Source organism: Pseudomonas sp. GW821-FHT02C04, from assembly GCF_059421845.1.
In genome coordinates, this window is sequence record NZ_JBWKVT010000002.1 from 560,001 (window position 1) to 583,735 (window position 23,735).

Here is a 23,735-nt window from a genome sequence, read left to right on the forward strand (position 1 = left end):
GCCTTGGCGCGTGGATCCAGCCGGTTTCGCAGAGTTTCCCTTTAGGCGCCTTATGGAAAACGTGACGAACGTAGTATGTTCGGTGCTGAATCGTTTTTCCTGAAGACGGCTACCACCAGCAATACCCAACGAAGAGTCACGGGTCAGAGGCACCCCCGGCATGATAGAGCTCGAACAAGAAGATCCGATCCCGCAAGGCGACCTGGCCCTGCAAATCACCGCGCTTCCTCGCGAAACCAACGGCTTTGGCGATATTTTCGGCGGCTGGCTGGTAGCACAGATGGACCTGGCCGGCACTGCAATGGCCAGCCGCGTCGCCGGTGGCCGTGTCGCGACCGTTGCCATTGATCGCATGGCGTTTCTGGTGCCGGTAGCTGTCGGCGCGCAATTGTCCTTTTATACCCAGACCCTGGAAATCGGTCGCAGCTCGATCCAGATGATGGTCGAGGTGTGGAGCGACGACCCGCTGTCCAGCGAGTGGCGTAAAGTGACCGAAGCGGTGTTCGTGTTCGTGGCCATCGATGGCAGCGGTCGCACCCGTTCGGTTCCGCCACGCGCACGTTAAACCTCGCGGCCGTTTGAAGGTCGATAGTCGTCCCAAGTTGCTGATTCGAGAGTTGTCCCATGAACACGCCCAACGTTGAAGCCGTGAAACTGGATGAACTGAACTGCTGGCGCATCCGCCACGGTCAGGCCGAAGTGCTGGTCGCCCAGCAAGGCGCGCACATCCTCAGTTATCAGGTGGACGGCCAGCCGCCGCTGATCTGGCTGAACGACAAGGCCGTGTTCAAGACCGGCAAGAGCATCCGCGCCGGCGTGCCGGTGTGCTGGCCGTGGTTCGGCGTCTTCGCCCGCAACCCGCAGAGCGTTCAGGCGATGCGTGTGAGCGAAGAGCCGGCCGCCGCTCACGGTTTTGTCCGGGCGATGGATTGGGAGCTGGGCGGTATCGAAACCGAGGGCGAAAGCCTGAAAGTGGAGTTCAAGCTGCCCTACCCCGAAGGTGGTTTCCCGGGTTGGCCGCATCAGGTCGATCTGACCCTGACCCTGCGCCTCGATGATCAACTGCACATCAACCTGACCAGCCACAACCGTGGCACCGACACCGTCAGCATCAGTCAGGCGTTGCACAGCTACTTCGCCGTCAGCGATGTGCGCAACGTGCGCGTCGAAGGCTTGGACGGCCTGGATTACATCGAGACCCTGGATGACTGGAAGACGCACAACCAGCACGGTGACTTGCGCTTTGCCGGGGAAACCGACCGCATCTACCTCGACGCTCCGCCGCACCTGAGCATCGTCGATCCGGCCTGGGAACGGCGTATTGTGCTGACCGCTACCGGTTCACGCACGGCGGTGATCTGGAACCCGTGGATCGACCGCGCCGCCGCGTTCAGCGACATGGACAACGATGGCTGGCAGCGCATGCTGTGCATCGAGACGGCGAACGTGATGGACGATGTGGTGACCTTGGCACCGGACGCCAGCCACACCATGGGTGTCAGCGTCGGCAGCCAGCCACTCTGAAAACAAAAATCGCAGCCCTTGGGTTGCGATTTTTTTGCTGCTCGGGATTACAGATCCTTTTCCTGCACCACCCGCACCTTGTCCGCTTCCAGCGCATAGGCCGCATCGGCCAGGTCATTGCTGACCTTTTCGATCTTCAACGTGCCGGTCACCCACAGCGGTGTGTAGATGTCATCCAGCTTCAAACCCTTTGGATAACGCACCAGCACCAGTTGGTTCGGCGGCGGTGGCGGCACGTGGATGCAAGCGCCAGGGTACGGCACCAGGAAGAACAACGTGCTGCGGCCCTTGGCGTCGGACTCCAGCGGCACCGGATAACCGCCGATGCGGATGTGCTTGTCGTTCATCGACGCCACGGTCTTGGTCGAATACATCACTGCCGGCAGGCCCTTGGCCTGTTTCATCCCGCCCTTCTCGGTGAAGGTGCCGGTGGCTTCCGGGGAGTTGTGGTCGATTTCAGGCATGGCCTCGAGGGCTTTCTGATCCGACTTGGGCATCAGTTCCAGCCAGTCGGTTTCCGGCAGATCGCCGGCGTGGGCCAGACCGCTACCCAGCAAAAGGAGAGTCAACAGAAGACGGCGCATGAAGATGCTCGTAGGAAGGAGGAAACAGTAAATCGCCGAGCATTCTAGCCCTCTCCACCGGTTTGGCAGAGAGGGCTTTGTCGCTTTGGATCAGTTCTTTTTGATCAGGCCGTAGATCACCAGCAGGATGATCGCGCCCACCAGCGCACCGATGAAGCCTGCACCCTGGCCCGCGTGATAAATGCCCAGGGCCTGGCCGCCGTAAGTGGCTGCCAGCGAACCGCCGATGCCCAGCAGGATGGTCATGATCCAGCCCATGCTGTCATCGCCCGGTTTCAGGAACCGTGCCAGCAGGCCAACGATCAGGCCGATAAAAATGGTTCCGATAATTCCCATGGCATTTCCCTCTGATTGATTGGCTATAGCCTAGCCAGACTTTGGCATCCTGCCATCAGAGAACGGCGGCCCCTAATGGTTCCGCCGCTGCCACATGAAACTGTTGTTACTCGGCGATCAGCGCTTCGACCTTGAGGATCTGCTGCTCGAGCGTCGCCTTGTCCTTGCAACGCAGGTTGGCGTGACCGACCTTGCGCCCGGCCTTGAAAGCCTTGCCGTAGTGATGCAGGTGGCAATCGTCGATGGCGATGACTTTTTCAACCGGCGGAACGACGCCGATGAAGTTGAGCATCGCGCTCTCGCCGACCTTGGCGGTCGAACCCAGCGGCAGACCGGCTACGGCCCGCAGGTGGTTTTCGAACTGGCTGCACTCGGCGCCTTCGGTGGTCCAGTGCCCGGAGTTGTGCACGCGCGGGGCGATTTCGTTGGCCTTGAGGCCACCGTCGACTTCAAAGAACTCGAACGCCATCACGCCAACGTAGTCCAGCTGCTTGAGGACGCGGCTGGAGTAGTCTTCGGCCAGGGCCTGCAACGGGTGATCGGTACTGGCGATGGACAGCTTGAGAATGCCGCTGTCGTGGGTGTTGTGCACCAATGGATAGAACTTCGTCTCGCCATCACGGGCGCGCACGGCGATCAGCGACACTTCGCCGGTGAACGGCACGAAGCCTTCCAGCAGGCAGGCCACGCTGCCCAGCTCGGCGAATGTGCCGACCACGTCTTCAGGCTTGCGCAGGACTTTCTGGCCCTTGCCGTCGTAACCCAGGGTGCGGGTTTTCAGCACGGCAGGCAGGCCGATCGAAGCGACGGCGGCGTCCAGATCGGCTTGCGACTGGATGTCGGCGAACGCCGGGGTCGGGATCCCCAGGTCCTTGAACATGCTCTTCTCGAACCAGCGGTCGCGAGCGATGCGCAGGGCTTCAGCGCTCGGGTAGACCGGCACGAATTGCGAAAGGAACGCCACGGTTTCAGCCGGGACGCTTTCGAACTCGAAGGTCACCAGATCGACTTCATCGGCCAGCTGACGCAGGTGATCCTGATCGCCGTAATCGGCCCGCAGGTGTTCGCCCAGTGCAGCGGCGCAAGCGTCCGGCGCAGGGTCGAGGAAAGCGAAGTTCATGCCCAGCGGGGTGCCCGCCAGGGCCAACATGCGACCCAACTGGCCGCCACCGATTACACCGATCTTCATCTCAACAACCTCAGGCAATACGTGGGTCTGGATTGTCCAGGACGCTGTCTGTCTGCTCGGCACGGAAGGTCTTCAGCACCGCGTGGAATTGTGGATGCTTGGCGCCCAGGATGCTCGCCGACAGCAAGGCTGCGTTGATCGCGCCCGCCTTGCCGATAGCCAGGGTGGCAACCGGGATGCCGGCCGGCATCTGCACGATCGACAGCAACGAATCGACGCCCGAAAGCATCGCCGACTGCACCGGTACGCCCAGCACCGGCAGATGGGTCTTGGCCGCACACATGCCAGGCAGGTGAGCCGCGCCACCGGCACCGGCGATGATCACCTCGATGCCGCGGCCTTCAGCCTCTTCAGCGTACTGGAACAGCAGATCCGGGGTGCGGTGGGCGGAAACCACCTTGACCTCGTACGGGATGCCGAGCTTTTCCAGCATATCGGCGGTGTGGCTAAGGGTGGACCAATCGGACTTGGAGCCCATGATCACGCCAACCAGTGCACTCATCGTCGCGCCTCTTCTCTCTGGGCGCCCGCAGGCGCGTCAAAAACAACAAGCCACGCAGAGTGCGTGGCTTGTTGTAGGAAAAATGGCCGGACGAACCGGCCGAAGGCCGCGCAGTATACCGCAAAGAAAGCAATAAACAGCCCCCGTTGCGACCATCTGTCATCTGCCCGGAACCCCACATTTTGCTGACTCGAGGTTCAAGAATATTTCTTCGATGTTTCATGTGCGAAAGAATGGTCAACGGGTTGAATGGAAAGCTTACTTAAACTCCCGTATGGCTTCATGCAATAAAATTCAAAACATCCGTCAGATCCACACAAAAATTAAATGCTATATAAGCAACCACACAACTAAAACACAGGAAAATCAAAAAACCAAAAACAAAACCACGAACAACTGACAGCAACAAACTTATATTTCAATCACTTTCAAAATCGTTGCGGTCTAATAGTCGGAACCCTCACACCTGCTTACAACCACCAAGTCAATTGAAACCATCAAAAGGATTTGAACATGACCAACCAGTCTTTAACACTGAATGTCTTCATCCATGAGGACTTATCGAACTACAGCAGATACAAATTGTACGAAACCCATTTCTCCTGGTTTTCCGATGAAATCCAGAGCCTCTCCGGCCGTAAAATTTCAGTCAATATGTTCAGCCCGTCAGAAGCAAAGTCCTTGAGTGACTTTTATTATAAAAACATCTCTGCCGCTGTTTCTTTGAACGCCTGGGGAGAAAAGCTGAAAAACCATTTTGGCTCCCAACTCCTGGATGACTCGCACGCACGATTCAACAAGTACTTATTGCTGACCCGCACTGATATAAACCCCAGCATATTGGGTATTGCTCAATTCAAGGGCTCTGCGGGTATAGCTTCGATAACAAGTGACATGACCCCTGCTCACGAAGCGGGCCACATGTTCGGCGCAACTCATGAAGACAGCGAGGTTCTGTACAACGGTTGGTGGAGCGAAACGATCATGAGTGCTGAATCTTCCGCACTTCGTAGCGATGCCAACCGTTTTAGCGATAAAAACCGAGAGAACATTCGTAACTATCTGAACGCGCCAATCATCAGAAAAAGTACGCCACGTCCCGATTATGATGATGACGACTGAAACTGACTCATCCCCCTGGCAATTCTGATCATCCAATCCACATCACAAATATCCTGACAACCTGTACCCCTCCGGGTTAACCACAGGAAAAGTCAGTAAGGCTGTCGGGGGTATCTGGAAACACAGTCCTTTTGGTCAACAGCGACTGAGCGCTCTCCTGGCGGCCAGGCAGAGGCGAGAAACAACTTGCGCCTCTGCTTTCTTTCACTCAGTTATTGCCGCTCGCCGCGCCACCCTCCAATTTACGCCACAACAACCTCACATTGGCCTTGCGCACCAGTGCGCAGCGATACAGGCGAATTTCCAGCGGCACATGCCATTGCGGGCCGCCGCAGACCACCAGTTCGCCACGGGCGAGCTCGTTGCGCACGCTCAGTTGCGGCACCCAGGCAATGCCGAGGCCTTCGAGGGCCATGCTTTTCAGGCTGTCGGCCATGGCGGTTTCATAAATAGTGGTGAAGCGCAGCGCACGCTGGCGCAACAAGCCGTTCACCGAGCGCCCGAGAAACGCCCCGGCGCTGTAGGCCAGCAGCGGCACACTGGCCTCGCCTTCAAGATCGAACAGCGGTTTGCCATTGGCGTCCGCCGCGCACACTGGAAGCATTTCGGTCTGCCCCAGGTGCAGCGACGGGAAAATTTCCGGGTCCATCTGCATCGCCGCGTCCGGGTCGTAGAAAGCCAGCATCAGATCGCACCCACCTTCACGCAGCGCGTGCACCGCATCGCCGACGTTAGTCGCGACCAGCCGCGTGGCGATGTTCAGGCCTTCGTTGCGCAGTTGCGCGATCCAGCGCGGGAAGAAACCGAGCGCCAGCGAGTGCGCCGCCGCCACCTGAATCACTTCACCCTGCCCGCCCTCCAGATGATGGAGGTGACGCAGCACTTCGCCGAGCTGTTCGACCACCGTGCGCGCGGTCACCAGAAACAGTTGCCCCGCCGCCGTCAGTTCGACCGGCGTGCGCGAGCGGTTGACCAGCGTCAGCCCGAGCGCCGCTTCCAGACTGCGGATCCGCCGACTGAAGGCCGGCTGCGTCACGAAGCGCCGTTCGGCCGCCTGCGAGAAGCTGCGGGTGGCGGCCAGAGCACTGAAGTCCTCGAGCCATTTGCTTTCCAGATTCATCACGTCCTCCCGGACACGCACCAAAACAGGTCACACGTCTGCCGCGCACGCGGCGTCACACGGGCATTATGCCGAATGTGCATAGGGCAGTGTTTAACAGCATTGGCCCAAAATTTCCCACAAGCCTAGCATTCGCAGCGTTCCGGCACAGACCGGGTCCATATCGAGATGATTTCTATCATGTCCTCCGCTGCATCATTCCGCACAGAAAACGACCTGCTTGGCGCCCTCGAAGTCCCTGCTCAAGCGTATTACGGCATCCAGACCCTGCGAGCGGTGAACAACTTCCGCCTCTCGGGCGTTCCGATTTCGCACTACCCGAAGCTGGTTGTCGGTCTGGCCATGGTCAAACAGGCCGCCGCTGACGCCAACCGCGAGCTGGGTCACCTGAGCGAAGCCAAGCACGCTGCCATCAGCGAAGCCTGTGCACGTCTGATCCGCGGCGACTTCCACGAAGAGTTCGTGGTCGACATGATTCAAGGTGGCGCCGGTACCTCCACCAACATGAACGCCAACGAAGTGATCGCCAACATTGCTCTGGAAGCGATGGGTCACCAGAAAGGCGAGTACCAGTACCTGCACCCGAACGACGACGTCAACATGGCGCAGTCGACCAACGACGCCTACCCGACCGCGATCCGCCTGGGTCTGCTGCTGGGTCACGACGCGCTGCTGGCCAGCCTCGACAGCCTGATTCAGGCATTCGCGGCCAAGGGTCAAGAATTCAACCACGTCCTGAAGATGGGTCGTACCCAGCTGCAAGACGCCGTGCCGATGACCCTGGGTCAAGAGTTCCGCGCTTTCGCCACCACCATGGGCGAAGACCTGGCCCGTCTGAAGACGCTGGCCCCGGAACTGCTGACTGAAGTGAACCTGGGCGGCACTGCGATCGGCACCGGCATCAACGCCGACCCGCGCTATCAGGCCCTGGCCGTACAGCGCCTGGCGCTGATCAGCGGTCAACCGCTGGTTCCAGCCGCCGACCTGATCGAAGCCACCTCCGACATGGGCGCCTTCGTGCTGTTCTCCGGCATGCTCAAGCGCACCGCGGTCAAGCTGTCGAAGATCTGCAACGACCTGCGCCTGCTGTCCAGCGGCCCGCGTACCGGCATCAACGAAATCAACCTGCCGGCGCGTCAGCCAGGCAGCTCGATCATGCCAGGCAAGGTCAACCCGGTTATTCCGGAAGCCGTGAACCAGGTGGCATTCCAGGTCATCGGTAACGATCTGGCACTGACCATGGCAGCCGAAGGCGGCCAACTGCAACTGAACGTGATGGAGCCGCTGATCGCTTTCAAGATCCTCGACTCGATCCGTCTGCTGCAACGCGCCATGGACATGCTGCGCGAGCACTGCATCGTCGGCATCACCGCCAACGAAGCGCGCTGCCGTGAACTGGTCGAACACTCGATCGGTCTGGTCACCGCACTGAACCCGTACATCGGCTACAAAAACGCCACCCGCATCGCCCGTATCGCCCTTGAAAGCGGCCGCGGCGTGCTGGAACTGGTGCGCGAAGAAGGTCTGCTCGACGAAGCCATGCTCGCCGACATCCTGCGCCCGGAAAACATGATTGCTCCGCGTCTGGTGCCTCTGAAAGGCTGATCCGACGCGTTACTTGTAGCACCGCTCACCAGGTCGAGGGACTAGACACCTCTCACCTTTTGAGGGCTTGGAGATCATTCTCCAAGCCCTTTTTTTTAACTATTTGAAAGGACAAACGTCTTCTGTGGGAGCCATCCCGCAAAAGCCCGACGCCGGTAACGTCGGGTGTTTCAAAGCCTCGTTTCGTCGCTTGCACCACAACCGTGCAGACGGGCGCCGCACTGATCGGTATAGTGCCGCCCCTCTTCGCGTGAGCGGTCGTCGGTAACGAGGCCATAACCCATGCGAAACCCGAACTAATAACAAACCCGCGAAATGGAACCGGGACGAAACCCTCGCCTCGCCTGTCGTGCCGAACGCACACCGGTGTAACGCGATGTTTCCGACCATCCAGTATTTGCTTACACAAAAAACAGCGAGGAAAAATCCATGCTCGAAGTCATCAACGACTTCCTCTCAGGGAAAGTACTGATCGTGCTCATTGTCGGGCTCGGTAGCTACTTCACGATTCGCTCGCGTTTCGTTCAATTGCGTCACTTCTTCCACATGTTCGCGGTGTTCCGCGACAGCCTCAAAGGCAGCGCCGGGCAACTCAGCTCGTTCCAGGCCCTGATGCTCAGCCTCGCCGGCCGCGTCGGTGCAGGCAACATCGCCGGTGTCGGCATCGCCGTGACCCTCGGTGGTCCGGGTGCGGTGTTCTGGATGTGGGTGACTGCACTGGTCGGAATGTCCAGCAGCTTCTTCGAATGCACCCTGGCCCAGGTCTACAAGCGCGCCGATGGCGACGGTCTGTACCGTGGTGGCCCGGCCTACTACATCCAGCACGGCCTGAAACTCAAAGGCATGGCGGTGGTGTTCTCGATCCTGCTGCTGGTCACCTACGGCTTCGCCTTCATCGGCCTGCAGTCCTACACCGTGACCCACTCGCTGCAAAACGCCTTTGCCTTTGACCCGCAACACACCGGCATCGTCCTGGCAGTGCTGCTGGCCATCACCTTCATCGGTGGTATCAAGCGCATCGCTTCGGTGTCCGACCTGCTGGTACCGATCAAGACCCTGGCCTATATCGGCGTGACCCTGTACGTGATCGGCACCCAGATCGAACACGTGCCAGCCATGCTGGAAACCATCTTCAAGAGCGCCTTCGGTCTCGACCCGGCTTTCGGCGGCCTGCTCGGCAGCGCCATCGTCATGGGCGTGAAGCGTGGCGTGTTCGCCAACGAAGCGGGCCTGGGCAGTGCGCCGAACGTCGCCGCCGTGGCCGCCGTGAAGCACCCGGGCGCTCAGGGCGTGGTTCAGGCTTTCAGTGTGTTCCTCGACACCTTCGTGATCTGCACCTGCACCGCGCTGCTGATCCTGCTGTCGGGCTTCTACACCCCGGGGTTCGAAGGTGACGGCATCGTCCTGACCCAGAACTCGCTGGCCGCCGTAGTCGGTGACTGGGGCCGCATGTTCGTCAGCGTTGCGCTGTCGTTGTTCGTCTTCACTTGCATCCTCTACAACTACTACCTGGGCGAGAACAGCCTGCAGTTCCTCACCCGCAACCGCGCTGCGCTGATGACGTTCCGTGGCCTGGTGCTGGCGTTGGTGGTCTGGGGTTCGATGCAGGACCTGTCGACCGTGTTCGCCTTTGCCGACATCACCATGACCTGCCTGGCCTTCGTCAACCTGATGGCCCTGGCCTTGCTGTTCAAGGTCGGCATGCGTGTGATGCGCGACTACGACGAGCAGCGCCGCGCCGGCGTCAAACAACCAGTGTTCGATTCCAGCAAATTTGCCGATCTGGACCTGGACCTGAAGGCCTGGCCGACCAATCCGTCGACCGACACTCAGGCAAACGCTCAGCCGCAAGGCATCCCTGCAGCGCAACGCTGATCGGGTAAAAACCGGGCGCAGGTCTTGCGCCCGGCGTGACACAAGCAGCGGTCGGCGTCATGCTCGACCGCATGCTGTCTTCGTTCAGGAGAACTCCCCATGAATTCCTCGACCTACCCTGCCGCCCAGCACGTCATGGTGCTGTACACCGGTGGCACCATCGGCATGCAGGCCAGCGCGAACGGCCTGGCCCCGGCCTCCGGTTTCGAAGCGCGGATGCGCGATTACCTGCACAGTCAGCCTGAGCTGGTGGTGCCGCAGTGGCGTTTTCGCGAGATGTCGCCGCTGATCGACAGCGCCAACATGACCCCGACCTACTGGCAGCAACTGCGTGAAGCGGTGGTCGACGCCGTTGATGTACAGGGCTGCGACAGCGTGCTGATCCTGCACGGCACCGACACCCTGGCCTACAGCGCCGCCGCCATGAGCTTCCAGTTGCTCGGCCTGCATGCCCGCGTGTGCTTCACCGGTTCGATGCTGCCGGCCGGCGTCACCGACAGCGATGCCTGGGAAAACCTCAGCGGTGCGCTGGTCGCCCTCGGCCAGGGCCTGGCGCCGGGCGTGCATCTGTATTTCCACGGCGAACTGCTGGCGCCGACCCGTTGCGCGAAAGTGCGCAGCTTCGGCCGTCATCCGTTCAAACGTCTGGAGCGTCAGGGCGGCGGCGTGAAAGTCACCTCGCTGCCAGTCGCGCTGAACTACAACCAGCCCAAGCAACTGGCCAGGGTGGCGGTGTTGCCGCTGTTCCCGGGCATCGGCGCCGAGATCATCGACGGCCTGCTCGACAGCGGCATTCAGGGTCTGGTGCTGGAGTGCTACGGCAGCGGCACCGGGCCGAGCGACAACCCGCAATTCCTCGCCAGCCTCGGCCGGGCGCGGGATAAAGGTGTCGTCGTGGTTGCGGTCACGCAGTGCCATGAAGGTGGTGTGGAACTGGATATCTACGAAGCGGGCAGCCGCTTGCGTGGCGTTGGTGTGTTGTCCGGTGGCGGCATGACCCGTGAGGCGGCGTTCGGCAAGTTGAATGCTTTGCTGGGCTCAGGCCTTGAAACGGCCGAAGTGCGGCGCCTGATCGAACTCGATCTGTGCGGCGAACTCATCTGATCGCAACAGAGTGTGGGAGCAGCTCTGCTCCCACAGCCCGGCATGCAACTTGCTGCCGTTTCCAGCATCCCAAGGCTGGAAGTCCCCGATGCTCCACTCCCACCTCACCACCCTCAACGCCGTCTCCCTGGTACTCAACACCTTCAGGGATCAAGGTCTGTCCAGCGACGCATTGCTGGCCGGCAGCGGCATCAGCGCGGCGGATCTGAGCCGGGCCGACACCCGCATCACCACCAATCAGGAGATGCAGGTCTGCGCCAACGCAGTCGCGCTCAAGCACGACATCGGCCTGGAGCTGGGCCGGCGCATGCACGTTTCCTGCTACGGCATCCTCGGTTACGCGCTGCTGACTTGTGCCACCTTCGGTGACGCTTTGCGTCTGGCGATCCGTTATCCGGCGCTGCTGGGAACACTTTTCGAACTGAGCCTGGAGGACGACGGCGAACGCATCTGGTTCGTCGCTGCCGATTACCGCGAGAGTCCGGGGATGGCGGTGTTCAACGCGGAGTTCTGTCTGGTGTCGCTGAAAGTCATCTGCGACGACCTGCTCGGCCATCCACTGCCACTACTCGCCACCCGTTTCGAACACGCCGCGCCGGATTACCGCGACAGCTACGCCGAACACTTCAACGCACCCCTGCACTTCGGTGCCAAGGACAACGCCTTTGCCTTCGACCGGCGCTGGCTCGATCAACCGCTGCCGCTGGCCGACATCATCACCCACCAGGCCATGGCCGAACGCTGCCGCAAACAGAACACCGAGTTCACCGGCCGACAGGCGTGGCTCGGGCGGATTCGTCAGTTGCTCACTGCACAACTCAACGCCGCACCGGGGCTGGAAGGTCTGGCGCAACAGATGAACTGCTCGCCGCGCACCCTGCGTCGGCATCTGAAGGACATGGGTTGCAGCTATCAGGAACTGCTCGACGAACTGCGCTTCGAGCGGGCCAAGCAGATGCTTTGCGAGGATCAGTTACCGATCTACCGCATTGCCGAAACCCTCGGCTTCAGCGAGACTGCGAGCTTCCGCCATGCGTTCGTGCGCTGGAGCGGCGTGGCGCCGAGTCAGTTCCGCGCTTGAGATAAATCAGGCAACGCGCCACTGACTGCACTACATTACGCGGCCCGCCCCCATTGCCGGTGTTTTTGCTTGATGCTTCTTTTCCGTCGCTATTCACGCCTTGCCTTGCTCGCTGCACTGCTCAACCTGCCATTGGCCGCGCAGGCCATCGAACTGAACTGGTGGGGGCTCCCGCCACACTCGGTGGTCGACGCACCCGAATATGGCAAAACCATCATGCCGATCCCCGCCGCGGCTGAAACGCCCGGAGTTGCGAAGCCTTTGACAGGCTTGCTCAGCAGCTTTCGCGGCCTGTTCTACCTGAACGTTTACAGCGATGAAAACTACCGCGAACGTGTGCACAAACTGGGACCGATCCCATTGCTCACTGCCGACGAGTTTCACAGCTGCATCACCGAGTTTCAGTACATGAATCTGAGCTCGTCGGCCATGCGCACCGACATCGCGCCGGGTATCGTGGTCGATACCCTGAGTTTCGACTGTGTCAAAACCAGTGGCTGGGAAACCAAGCGCTACCTGCTGATCGACTGGCGCACGCCCGGTGAGCCGTTGATGGCGTTGGGGCGGGTGCGCAACGATCACCTGCTGTCCTTCCAGCCACTGCAGGAAACCTCTGCACCGGTGCTCGACACCTGGCTCAAAGGCATCGAAGGAGCCCGGGACGCCATGCGTTACAGCGTACCCGACGCCCCTCTGAGTATCGAAGTCGATCCACAGCCCTACCAGGCTGGCGACGGCGCCCTGCAACTGTGGGAGCTGCACCAGCAACTGAGCAAGGCCAGCGACAAAGGCCCTGGACTGAAGAAAGTCGATGAGCTGTTTTTGAACCAGGACTTCCGCCGAATCGGTGCCGATCAGAAAGACTTCCCCGGCCAGCTCAACGACATTGCTTACTGGAAAAGTGAACTGGCGCCAGACGAAGGTTCCCGGCAATGGCTGCTGGAAGTAGCACGTCGCGCACCACAACGCATTCCGGTCTATCTCAACCTCGCGGATCAGGCCTGGAAAGGCTATGAAAAAGCACCTGCCTACACGACCCAATACGCATTGGCGCAGGAGTATTACCGGATTTACTGCGGTCTGCGCCTGCAGCGAAATCTGAGCGTTCCGGAGCGCGTGGTTCAGAAGCTGGGACTAGCCCAGGCCGAACCTCAGGCCTGCCAGGCACAATGGCCATTGATCGAGGCCGTGGACCAGCAGGACGAGCCGCGCGTACGACAGTTGCTCGACAGTGGCCTCCAGGCCAAAACCCTGGGCGAGGACGGCCGAAGTGCCTTGTTGCACGCACTGGATTCGCCGAACTTCGCCATCGCCCGCCTGCTGCTCGACCGTGGGGCTGAAACCAGCGGCATCAACGGCAGCGAACCGCTGGTGATGCAAGCATTCAACAAAGACCTCAAAGCCGACAAGGATCCGCAACAGGGCCAGCGAACCGAGTTTCTGCTCAATGCCGGCGCCGCCATCGACGAGCCCGATGCGCGGGGTGAGACCCTGCTGATGCAACGTACATCGCGTAAAGATGACGAGCTGTTCAACTGGCTGTTCAAGCATCCGCAAAACCTTGATCGCCGACAAAGCAAAGAACAGCGAACCGCGTTGTACGAAGCGATCTACCGCAACAACTATTCGGCAGCAAAACGTCTGGTTGAAGCCGGTGCGCAACTGAATTTTGTCTACCCTGCCGGACGTTGCCATGAACGAGACCGCCTGGATTCGGTTCTGTACCTCCTCGCCAGCCAGGCCCCCAGAGGCGACATGGATCGAGAGATCGACCACCAGCAGGTCCTTGAGCTGTTCACGCTGATGCTGGAAAAAGGGGCCGACCCAACGCTGGGTGAGCCCTGTACGGGCGATGCCTACAGCGCATTGCGCAAGATGCTGGAACAACGACAGCGTCCGGATTGGCTTGAGGTACTTGATCGCCATCAAGCCGCCATTGGCAAAACCGCGACTCGCCTCTGAATCCGAACGGCGCCCCTTCCTGGGGCGCTTTATCCGTCCAAGGGGCGAATTTCGGTCAGTTCTTTTGGCCATATCGATCCCCTTTTGGCCGCTCCTGACGTTCTCCGATTCGCCCCGCGCCGCAACACTGGGGTCAACCGAATCAGCCCTGCGGAGAACAACAAATGCTGACGATCTACTCTGACGATCACCACCTGCACCATGGCCGCTGCGAATTGATCGACGGCCAGCTCAAGCCTTGTTTCGAGATGCCGTCGCGCGCCGACCACGTGCTGCAACGGGTGAAAAACCAAAACCTCGGCCCGGTCGAAGCACCGAAGGATTTCGGCCTCGGGCCGATCGAGCGCATCCACAGCCGCGACTACCTCGACTTCTTCAAAGGCGCCTGGGCGCGCTGGACCGAATTCAACACCGACGGCGACTTGCTGCCCTACACCTGGCCGGCGCGCACCTTGCGTCAGGTCAAACCGACCAGCCTGCACGGCCAACTCGGTTATTACAGCTTCGACGGCGGCGCGCCGATCACCGCCGGCACCTGGCAAGCGGCGTACAGCGCGGCGCAAGTAGCGCTGACCGCTCAAGCGGAAATCCAGCGCGGCGCGCGCGGGGCCTTCGCCCTGTGCCGTCCGCCGGGACACCACGCTGCCGGCGATTTGATGGGTGGTTATTGCTACCTCAACAACGCCGCCATCGCAGCGCAAGCGTTCCTCGATCAGGGACACAAGAAGGTCGCGATCCTCGACGTCGACTACCACCACGGCAACGGCACCCAATCGATTTTCTACGAGCGCAGCGATGTGCTTTTCACCTCGATCCACGGCCACCCGGAAGCGGAATTCCCGTTCTTTCTCGGCTACGAAGATGAACGCGGCGAAGGCGCCGGTGAAGGCTTCAACTTCAACTATCCGCTGCCGGCGGGTTCCGGCTGGGATGTCTGGAGTGCGGCGCTGGATCAGGCCTGCCAGGAGATCGACAACTACGGCGCCGACATCATCGTCGTGTCGCTGGGCGTCGACACCTTCAAGGACGATCCGATCTCGCAGTTCAAGCTCAACAGCCCGGATTACCTGGCCATGGGCAAGCGCATCGCCGCCCTCGGCAAACCGACGCTGTTCGTCATGGAAGGTGGCTACGCGGTGGAAGAAATCGGCATCAACGCGGTGAACGTGCTCGAAGGTTTCGAACAATGAACAGACTCAAGCACTTCGTCGCGCCTGCGCTTTGTGCGGCGCTGCTGAGCGGCGCGGCCCACTCGGAAGAACGCACCCTGCGCGTCTACAACTGGTTCGACTACATCACCCCCAAGGCACTGGAAGATTTCAAGGCGCAGAACAACCAGACCAAACTGGTCTACGACATCTTCGACACCAACGAAGCACTGGAGGCCAAGTTGCTGACCGGCAACTCCGGCTATGACGTGGTGGTGCCGTCCAACGTGTTCCTGGCCAAGCAGATCGAAGCCGGGGTGTTCCAGCCGCTGGATCGCAGCCAGTTGCCGAACTGGAACCACCTCGATCCGAAACTGATGAAGCTGATCGAGGCCAACGACCCGGGCAACAAGTTCGCCGTGCCGTACATGTACGGCACTATTCTGATCGGCTTCAACCCGGCCAAGGTCAAGGCTGCACTGGGTGACAACGCGCCGGTGGACAGCTGGGACCTGATCTTCAAGGAAGAGAACATCAGCAAGCTCAAGCAGTGCGGCGTCGCCCTGCTCGACTCGCCATCGGAGATCCTGCCGTTGGCCCTGCAACACCTTGGTCTGGACCCCAACAGCAAGAACCCGGCGGACTACGCCAAGGCCGAAGCGTTGCTGATGAAGATTCGTCCATACGTGACCTACTTCCATTCGTCCAAGTACATGGCCGATATCGCCAACGGTGACATCTGTGTCGCGGTCGGTTATTCGGGCAGTTTCTCGCAAGCCGCCAACCGCGCCAAAGAGGCGAAGAACGGCGTGGTGGTCGACATGCGTCTGCCGAAGGAAGGCGCGCCAATCTGGTTCGACATGCTCGCGATCCCGAAAGGCGCGAAGAACCCGCAGGATGCCTACACCTTCATCAACTACCTGCTGCAACCGCAGGTGATCGCGCCGGTCAGCGATTTTGTCGGTTACCCGAACCCGAACAAGGACGCCACCGAACATGTTGACCCGGCGATCCGCAACAACCCCAACCTGTACCCGACGGATGCGGCGATGAATACGCTGTACACCTTGCAACCGTTGCCGCGTGATGCGGAACGCGCACGCACCCGGGCGTGGACCAAGATCAAGTCCGGCACCTGAAACCTCCTGCCCCCAAAAGACCCGCCTCCGCGGGTCTTTTTTTGCCTGCAAGATCTATGTACCGCCGCGTGCCGTGGCCGGAATTTTAATGTGCCGGTTTTCTCCCATGGACACGACCATGACTGAACCTGCTGCCGCCACTACGCCCAGCGTTTCCCCTCCTTTGCTGAAACAGAGCCGGCTGGTCGAACTGACCGGCCGGGGCTACTCGCTGCATCAAGTCGCCTCGGCGCTGTTGCGCGAAGCACTGATGAAAAGCCATCCCGACCAACGCATCGATCCGGATCGCACGATGCTCGCGACGCCTCTGCGCGAAACCGATGCCACACAGAACGCCACCGGGGTCTTCGCCTTCGAATCCCTGACCCATGCCTTTATCCAGCACTGCTTGAACAGAACCACGGCCGACTACATCGAAGGCGAACACTTCCTGACCCGCACACCCGACGCCACTCCGCCCATCCTCTTGCCGGTGAGCATGGATGACATCACCTCGCTGGTGAACGACCACGCACCCTTTCTGTTTCTCGAATACCAGCAGCGCCAGCTCGATTACTGGAATGAGTCTGCCAGCTCCCAACCACGCTGGCAGGAACTGTCCGATCTGTTGTGTTCGGCCGCCAATGTGCAATCGGCCAGTGGCTGGGATGCCGACGAGTGCGCGCTGGCGCGATTTGTTGCGCAGCATCCGGAGCGGGCAGAACGCTCGACAGTGAACAGCGATTTCAGCGGGCTGAAAGCCTGCCTGATGGACATCGACCTGGTTGACGGCAAGGACAGCACGCACCTGCTCATTGCCGGCGCACTGGTGCTGACCGCCACCGTCAAACAGCGGCAACGGATCCTGATGTACACCGTTGCCGATGGCTATGAGTCCTTCGAGTCGCTGGTCGCGCTGGGCGAAACATTGCCACAGCGACTCGATCCCGAGCGGTCCGAGCGCTCCCTGAAATGGCGCCTGATCGAACCCGAGGGGCATATCTTCGACGCCGTTGCACAGGCGCTGATCAGCAATCAGCTCGGCGCGATCGAGGCACTGGACCCCGCCAACCAGTCGATCAGTGCCCAGGCCTCCCCCTCAAGACAGAGCCGCGGTCGTTTCAATCCGCTTGAACGAGCCCGGCTCGACCAGTTGGAAGAGGCCATTCCCGATTGGCTGCAGGCCGGCTCCCTCCATGATCTGCAGGACTACAGTCGCTACATTGCCGAGCTCGGCACCTTGCGTGACGACGTCGAGAAGGGTGTTTTCAGAGATGACGACATTCCCCTGATCAAGCCCTACGCCGAACGCCGGATGCGCGAAGCAATCATCGCCGACAAAAGTGCCGTGGATGCCACCGACCTACCTTTGGACCACCTGCGAATCACGGTGACCAACAGCTTCGAAACCGGTGGTTTCACCCTGCCCAACCCATTTGACCGAATACACGAAACCCTGGGTGAGTTCGCCCTGCAAAACGCCCCGCCTTATCAGGCCACGATTGCTTTCGACGATGGCCGAACCGTACCAGCCTGGCTGACTGTGGACTTTCTCACCACAACCGCGGAAAAAGTCGACATAGGCGGTCATTACCCGCAACTGATCAAACGCGCACTGATCGATGACCCGATCCGGGCGGCCGAGCAAAAGACCCGCTACATGCGCCAGCTGCCGACACTTCTGCCGATGCTGGCGTTGGAGTGCAAGCTCAAGCACCAGGGCGACGTCGATCAGCGAGGTTATGCCTACGTCTGCCAATTGATGGATGCCATCACCCGCAAACTTCCAACAGCCGAACACTCGGTGACGATCCGTCCGTTGGCATTCGTCCCTCGTCGCCGCTTGAGCAGGCGTTCGGACGTTGTCGCCAACATGTTCATTATCTGTCCGCGAGACCATACCCAGGGTCCTTGCCTGTTGTACCGGCCGCTGCTGGACACCCCGTTGATGCAGTTCGCCTCTCTGCAAAACCTGATGTACGCGCTGTATCAGGATGGGGAACTGCGCAATTCGGTACTGGCCTGGCTGGGCAGTGCAGCACTGAGTTTCGAGTACTCGCAGTACGCCTTCCCGGTCGGTCTGCCCTCGCCGTGGATCGTCACTCAACTGGCCACCGAACCGTTCATGCACCTTGACCTGACCGGCCCGATCGAACTGGCGGACGCCCCCCTCGGCGGCGACATCCTTGCCTCGCTGTACACCGCCAACAGTCAGGCACTGGTCGACCTTGCGAACCGCCAGTCGCAATCCAACAGCGAACGACGCTGGGCGCTTCTGGCGGACAGCAGCTGGGCGATTTTCAGCGTCGCTGCGAATTTCATGAGCGGCGCGGCGGGTACAGCCGTGTGGGTCTGGCAGACCATCACACAGATCCAGCAGGCGATCGATGCCCATGAACGCGACGACACCCTGGTGGCCTGGCAATCCACCGCCGATGTTCTGCTGACGCTCGGCATCATCCTGACCCAACGCGTCGTGGCGCGACGCAACCGCTCATGGCTGCCACGCCTGAAGGAGGCCCGCGAAACGGCCCGACGGGCGCCGGAGAAAGAAGAACCCGCACCAGAAGTCACGCCGTCAGTCACGCTCGATCCGGTGTCCATCACTGGCGAGGTGCCTGCCACGCATCTCACCCAACTCGAGCAGGGGACACTGGTGCGACCCGACACCAGCGCACGTTTCATCGCGATGCTCGACCGCTTCAAGATCGCCACACCTGACTTGAGCGGGAAACAAGCCTCACCAGTCACTCACCTGTACACCCTCGACGGCAAGACCTGCGCCCGGGTCGGTACGCGCTGGTTCCAGGTGATCGCCCGGGCAGACGAACCGGTGCATATCGTCGATCCGACCGATCCAATGCGTATCGGCATGGCGCTGACATACGACGAGACCGCCGGGCAATGGTACTGGGACCCGAAACTGCGCTTGCGCGGCGGCATGCCGAAAAGCCGGATCGAGGCGTTCCGCCGCTCCAAAAGACAGGCAATGGAGGCTGCCTGGACTGAGCTGGAGCAATTTGAAGCACGCGAAACCGAGGCGAAAACACAACTGCTGCGAGCGCTGGTGGCCCTTCCACGGGACACCAGCGAAGCCGGATTCGGGCACTCCGCATCCATCTATCTGGACAGGGCCACGAAGCTGGGCAATGAGTACACCCAAGCGCTGGACCAGCTCGAAAGCTGGCGTCTGGCGGGTGGCGGTGGCTCGGTACACCAGGCCAGACTGATGAGCCTGACCCTGGGCCAGCACCGCTGTTTCGGCTCGTGGCTGCGGGTGAAAATGCGGATGTACGCCAAGACCACACAGATCTTTGTCGACAGCGCGAACCAACACACACTGGTACCACGCAAGCAACAGATCGAAATCGCCACCGTCGCCACCGCGTTGAGCAACGAAATGATTGGCACCCTGCAGACCCTGGATCGCTCGCTCCAGATATTGAACAGCCATTCGGCCAAGGCCAGAGAAGTGGCCACGAGGCTGGAATTGCTGCTGCCGGACTTCAACACTCTCGACCTCAAGGCCAATGAAATCGGCATGTCCTACGAGCGCTGTGTGGAGGAGAAGCCGGGAGCCGCCATGGACGCCGCCCGCGTCGCTATCGGGATCATTACGGCCGCGGCTGCCGACGCCAGTCATGAGCTGACCCTGCTGAGCAAAACCGCGGTGATCGCAGACGGGCAACCGGCGCGGATCGAACGTTTATCGCAGTGGAACGACCTCTTCACCAGCCTCGGTGAACGCGTGGAGCATTTGCCTGCGGCCCATCCCGGCCAGTTCGTTCAGGCCAGACTCGACAGGGTTCGCGAGTTGATCGGCGAGTTTCATGCAGTGGCTCGCGAACGCCTGACCACGGAATTGCCCGAACCGGAAGAACGACCGGCGCCCGTCAAATCCCGGCCGCAGCCTTCAACGTTGCAGCCGAAAGTGAAGGTGAGCAAAAGTCGTCCACGACCCGAAACAGGCGAATCGGCCCCCGTGGCCCAGAGCGGCGAGTCGGAGGCCGAGACAACGTTCGTCAAACTCACCGCGCCAAGACCTGAACCGATGGCGCCCGCCGATGACGAGGATATTCTTTCAGCGGCAATGGCGCTTGAAGCGAACATCGACAGCTTCAACAGGAAAACCCGTGAGGATGCCAAGCGACCCGGGCGTATTCCTGCTGATATCCGCGACATGTTCGAACAGCAAGTCGAACGCCTCAAACAAATGGCCATCGACGTCGACAGCACGATCACCCGAAGAAAAAATGCCAGGAAGGACCCTTGGCCCATTGCCTCCCTCATCCCGAACCTGCGCGAAGGCGCAACCCGCACCCAAGCCGACGGCATTGCGACCTACGCGGCCATGCTCAAACAACGCAAACCTCGGGAAACCTATTTCCACTGGCTGCACGACAACGGGCAGGTCAATGTGATCAAGGACCCACGCGGACGCATCCACACCCGACATCGCGGGGACTATTTTCAGGAGTACCGGATTCTCGACAAGACCAACGCAGACAAACCGCTGTGGGTGGCGCACTTTCATTACGACCAGCTCGGGGATGCGGAAGACCTGTACACCATCGCCCACCTGAAATTCGCCGATGCCTATCTGCAGACGCTGGATGACAAAACCCGCCAGGCACTGAACACCTTTGATGCGGTCGACAATGCGTTGCGCAGGATCGTCGACCCGACAGTGCGCGACCTGTTCCTCAAGCCGGCACCCGTGGCCACCCGATAACGATTAGCGCCAGACTTCGCGCAAGCGGGCCAGAGCCGACTCGATCGCCTGCTCTGGCACTGCCGCAAAACCCAGCACCAGTCCGGCGCGCTGATCGATCGGCGTCGTCGAGTCCCGCAGCCAGTACTTGCTCAAGCCGTGGACTTCCACTTCTACACTGGCGGCCTGTTCGATCAATTGCTGTTCGCGGGCCACGCTGTCGACCGCCACCGTCAGATGCAGTCCGGCGGACACGGCCGGCAGTTCGCCGACACCCGCCAAACCCTGGGGCCAACCATTGATGAGCGCATTGCGCCGGCTGAGTGCAGCCCGGCGCATCCGCCGGATGTGCCGCTGAAAGTGCCCGGCCGCCATGAACTCGGCCATCACCGCCTGGGTGCTCACCTCGGAATGCCGGACATCCACCGCACGCCGCTGCGCAAAGGCTTCCACCAACCCCGGCGGCAACACCAGATAACCCAGACGCAGCGCCGGAAACGCGACTTTGCCGAAGGTGCCGACGTACAGCACGCGACCCTGGCGGTCGAGCGCAGCCAGCGGGGCCAATGGCGCCCCGGTGTAGCGATACTCGCCGTCGTAGTCGTCCTCGACGATCCAGCCCCCGGTGCGCTCGGCCCAGGCCAGCAGTTCCAGGCGTCGCGCCAGGCTCATCACCACCCCTGTCGGGTATTGATGAGACGGCGTGACATAAGCCACCCGGCAATCTTCGGCGGCGGACAGCGCTGCGCAATCGATGCCCTCTTCGTCCACCGCAATGCCGTGCAATCGACCGCCGGCCAGCGCGAAGGCATGACCCGCTGCGCGGTAGCCGGGATTCTCGATGCCCACCCCGGCGCCAGGCTCCACCAACAACTGTGCACAAAGGCTGATTCCCTGCTGTGCGCCACTGGTGATCACAATTTGCTCAGCGGAGCACTGCATGCCGCGCGAACTGCGCAAATAGGCAGCGATCAGACCGCGCAGCCGCGCATCGCCCGCCGGATCGCCGTAACACAGTTGCTGCAAATCAGGTTTACGCCAGAACGCCGCATTCAGCTTGGCCCAGACGTCGAACGGGAACAGATCGAACGCCGGTACACCCACCCTGAAAGCCCGTGGCGGACCGCTCGGCGGCGTTGGCAAATGGTTCTGTTCAAGCCGCTGCATCGCACCGCTGTGGATAACTTTGCTGGATAAATCCCCAGTGGAATCGACCGATTTTGTGGATAAGGCTGTGGGTAAGCCTGTTGAAAACCCTGTGGATAGTTTTGTGGATAAATTTTTCGTTGGTGTCGTCGATTGGGGCAACTGCGCCACATAAGTACCGTCCCCGACCCGCCCTTCGATGAAACCTTCGGCATATAGCTGATCGTAGGCGCGCACCACACTGTTGCGGGAAATCGTCAATGCCGCCGCCAGATCGCGACTGGCCGGCAGGCGTGTGCCGCTGGCCAGGCGTCCGTCGAGCACCCGCAGGCGCAAGGCCTGATAGAGCTGACGGCTCAGGCCTTTGCGGCGATCGAGTTCGATACCGGCAGGGTTGAACGGCAGCGACAGCGTGGTCGAATCGGGCATGGCAATGGACCTATGAAATTGGTCATCAATGGCTCTTACAACAGACCAATAGCCTGCCTACGATGCAGGCATTCGCCAAGGAAAATTTCTCCATGTACACGCCCCGCGCCTTTGCCATCGACGACTTGTCCCAACTGCACGAACTGATCCTCGCCACCCGCCTCGCCATTCTGGTGACTCACGGCGAACAGGGCTTGCAGGCCAGCCACGTGCCGGTGCTGCTGCATCGTGAACAAGGCCCGAACGGCACGCTGTACGGGCATCTGGCCAAGGCCAATCCACAGTGGAAAGACCTGCGCGACGGCGCCGAGGCCATGCTGATTTTTCCCGGTGCCGATGCCTATGTAAGCCCGGGCTTTTATCCGAGCAAGGCCGAGCACGGCAAAGTCGTGCCGACCTGGAACTACGTTGCCGTGCATGCCTATGGCCACGCCGAAACCTTCAGCGATGGCGGTCGTCTGCTGGACATCGTCAGCACCCTCACCAATCGCCATGAGGCCGGCCGCGCCCAGCCTTGGTCGGTCGACGATGCACCGGCCGATTACATCGACGGCATGCTCAAGGCCATCGTCGGGTTTGCCATTCCGATCGACCGCCTCGAAGGCAAGCGCAAGCTCAGCCAGAACCGCAGCCCCGAAGACATCGCCGGCGTGCGCGAAGGCCTGGCCGCCAGTCCAGACATCAACGATCAAACCCTCGCTCACTTGATGCGTTAAGGAAATCACCATGAGTCAGATCGACATCCGTCCGGTCAGCGCCGCCGATCACGCGGCCTGGCTGCCGCTGTGGCAGGCCTACCTGCGCTTCTACAACACTGAATTGCCGGACGCGGTCAGCCAAAGCACCTGGCAGCGTTTTCTCGACCCGAACGAACCGACCCACGCCGCCCTCGCCTGGGCGGACGGCAAAGCGGTGGGCATGGTGCATTTCATCTACCATCGTTCGAACTGGAGCATCGAAAACTCCTGCTACCTGCAAGACCTGCTGGTGGAGCCGCAAACCCGTGGCACCGGCGTCGGTCGCCTGCTGATCGAACACGTCTACGCCACCGCCAAGGCCGACGGTTGCTGCAAGGTGCACTGGCTGACCCACGAAACCAACGCCACCGCGATCCAGCTCTACGAGCGCATCGCCGAGCGTCCCGGTTTCATCCAGTTTCGCAAAGCCATTTAAGGAGCC

At 60.8% G+C, this 23,735-nt stretch carries 19 protein-coding genes; 13 read left to right on the top strand and 6 right to left on the bottom strand.

Going from position 1 to position 23,735, the window contains the following annotated elements; translation table 11 throughout:
• Positions 1-160 precede the first annotated feature (160 nt).
• The gene (locus AC07VV_RS10745) at positions 161-565 is read left to right on the top strand and encodes an acyl-CoA thioesterase (protein ID WP_003229628.1); all 405 of its coding nucleotides are present in this window, start codon (positions 161-163) and stop codon (positions 563-565) included.
• 59 nt (positions 566-624) lie between these two features.
• Positions 625-1,524: a D-hexose-6-phosphate mutarotase gene (locus AC07VV_RS10750; protein ID WP_495036199.1), complete on the top strand. Its 900-nt coding sequence runs from the start codon at positions 625-627 to the stop codon at positions 1,522-1,524.
• A 47-nt stretch (positions 1,525-1,571) separates the two neighbouring features.
• Here AC07VV_RS10750 and AC07VV_RS10755 read toward each other — a convergent pair whose 3' ends face one another.
• The 4 genes from AC07VV_RS10755 to purE form a co-directional block, all read right to left on the bottom strand.
• Entirely contained in the window at positions 1,572-2,108 is a 537-nt protein-coding gene (locus AC07VV_RS10755) for a DUF3299 domain-containing protein (protein ID WP_096817160.1), read from the bottom strand.
• Between the two features lie 90 nt (positions 2,109-2,198).
• Positions 2,199-2,444, bottom strand: coding sequence for a GlsB/YeaQ/YmgE family stress response membrane protein (locus tag AC07VV_RS10760; RefSeq protein ID WP_096817158.1), 246 nt, complete (start codon positions 2,442-2,444; stop codon positions 2,199-2,201).
• Between the two features lie 106 nt (positions 2,445-2,550).
• Positions 2,551-3,633: a 5-(carboxyamino)imidazole ribonucleotide synthase gene (locus AC07VV_RS10765; protein ID WP_096817156.1), complete on the bottom strand. Its 1,083-nt coding sequence runs from the start codon at positions 3,631-3,633 to the stop codon at positions 2,551-2,553.
• Between the two features lie 10 nt (positions 3,634-3,643).
• Positions 3,644-4,135, bottom strand: a complete 492-nt coding sequence (purE, locus tag AC07VV_RS10770) for a 5-(carboxyamino)imidazole ribonucleotide mutase (RefSeq protein ID WP_007954291.1) — start codon at positions 4,133-4,135, stop codon at positions 3,644-3,646.
• A gap of 513 nt (positions 4,136-4,648) precedes the next feature.
• Between purE and AC07VV_RS10775 the strand changes: the two genes are divergently transcribed.
• Positions 4,649-5,257 carry a zinc metalloprotease gene (locus AC07VV_RS10775; protein WP_495036200.1) on the top strand — a complete coding sequence of 203 codons (609 nt, stop codon included), beginning with the start codon at positions 4,649-4,651 and terminating at the stop codon, positions 5,255-5,257.
• Positions 5,258-5,465: 208 nt separating this feature from the next.
• Here the strand turns inward: AC07VV_RS10775 and AC07VV_RS10780 are convergent, their stop codons facing one another.
• The gene (locus AC07VV_RS10780; protein ID WP_495036201.1) at positions 5,466-6,377 is read right to left on the bottom strand and encodes a LysR substrate-binding domain-containing protein; all 912 of its coding nucleotides are present in this window, start codon (positions 6,375-6,377) and stop codon (positions 5,466-5,468) included.
• Positions 6,378-6,557: 180 nt separating this feature from the next.
• On the opposite strand from AC07VV_RS10780, the gene aspA reads away from it, so the two are divergent.
• The 8 genes from aspA to AC07VV_RS10820 all read left to right on the top strand — a co-directional run bounded on the left by aspA (position 6,558) and on the right by AC07VV_RS10820 (position 21,002).
• Entirely contained in the window at positions 6,558-7,982 is a 1,425-nt protein-coding gene (aspA, locus tag AC07VV_RS10785; protein ID WP_096817152.1) for an aspartate ammonia-lyase, read from the top strand.
• A 429-nt stretch (positions 7,983-8,411) separates the two neighbouring features.
• On the top strand, positions 8,412-9,857 hold the full coding sequence (locus AC07VV_RS10790; protein ID WP_495036202.1) for an alanine/glycine:cation symporter family protein: 1,446 nt from the start codon (positions 8,412-8,414) through the stop codon (positions 9,855-9,857).
• Between the two features lie 99 nt (positions 9,858-9,956).
• Entirely contained in the window at positions 9,957-10,961 is a 1,005-nt protein-coding gene (locus AC07VV_RS10795) for an asparaginase (protein WP_495036203.1), read from the top strand.
• 88 nt (positions 10,962-11,049) lie between these two features.
• Positions 11,050-12,042, top strand: coding sequence for an AraC family transcriptional regulator (locus AC07VV_RS10800; protein ID WP_495036204.1), 993 nt, complete (start codon positions 11,050-11,052; stop codon positions 12,040-12,042).
• A gap of 72 nt (positions 12,043-12,114) precedes the next feature.
• Positions 12,115-14,004, top strand: a complete 1,890-nt coding sequence (locus AC07VV_RS10805; protein ID WP_495036205.1) for an ankyrin repeat domain-containing protein — start codon at positions 12,115-12,117, stop codon at positions 14,002-14,004.
• Positions 14,005-14,168: 164 nt separating this feature from the next.
• Positions 14,169-15,194: a histone deacetylase family protein gene (locus AC07VV_RS10810; protein ID WP_495036206.1), complete on the top strand. Its 1,026-nt coding sequence runs from the start codon at positions 14,169-14,171 to the stop codon at positions 15,192-15,194.
• On the top strand, positions 15,191-16,291 hold the full coding sequence (locus AC07VV_RS10815; RefSeq protein WP_495036207.1) for a polyamine ABC transporter substrate-binding protein: 1,101 nt from the start codon (positions 15,191-15,193) through the stop codon (positions 16,289-16,291). Before AC07VV_RS10810 ends, AC07VV_RS10815 begins: the two co-directional genes overlap by 4 nt.
• A gap of 118 nt (positions 16,292-16,409) precedes the next feature.
• Positions 16,410-21,002 (top strand): dermonecrotic toxin domain-containing protein, encoded by a 4,593-nt coding sequence (locus AC07VV_RS10820; RefSeq protein WP_495036208.1) that lies wholly within the window; start codon positions 16,410-16,412, stop codon positions 21,000-21,002.
• Positions 21,003-21,005: 3 nt separating this feature from the next.
• Here the strand turns inward: AC07VV_RS10820 and pdxR are convergent, their stop codons facing one another.
• Positions 21,006-22,556: a MocR-like pyridoxine biosynthesis transcription factor PdxR gene (gene pdxR / locus AC07VV_RS10825; RefSeq protein ID WP_495036209.1), complete on the bottom strand. Its 1,551-nt coding sequence runs from the start codon at positions 22,554-22,556 to the stop codon at positions 21,006-21,008.
• Between the two features lie 92 nt (positions 22,557-22,648).
• Between pdxR and AC07VV_RS10830 the strand changes: the two genes are divergently transcribed.
• The gene (locus AC07VV_RS10830) at positions 22,649-23,272 is read left to right on the top strand and encodes an FMN-binding negative transcriptional regulator (protein WP_096817136.1); all 624 of its coding nucleotides are present in this window, start codon (positions 22,649-22,651) and stop codon (positions 23,270-23,272) included.
• Positions 23,273-23,282: 10 nt separating this feature from the next.
• Complete coding sequence (locus tag AC07VV_RS10835) at positions 23,283-23,729, top strand: GNAT family N-acetyltransferase (RefSeq protein WP_011336633.1); 447 nt, start codon at positions 23,283-23,285, stop codon at positions 23,727-23,729.
• Positions 23,730-23,735: the final 6 nt, after the last annotated feature.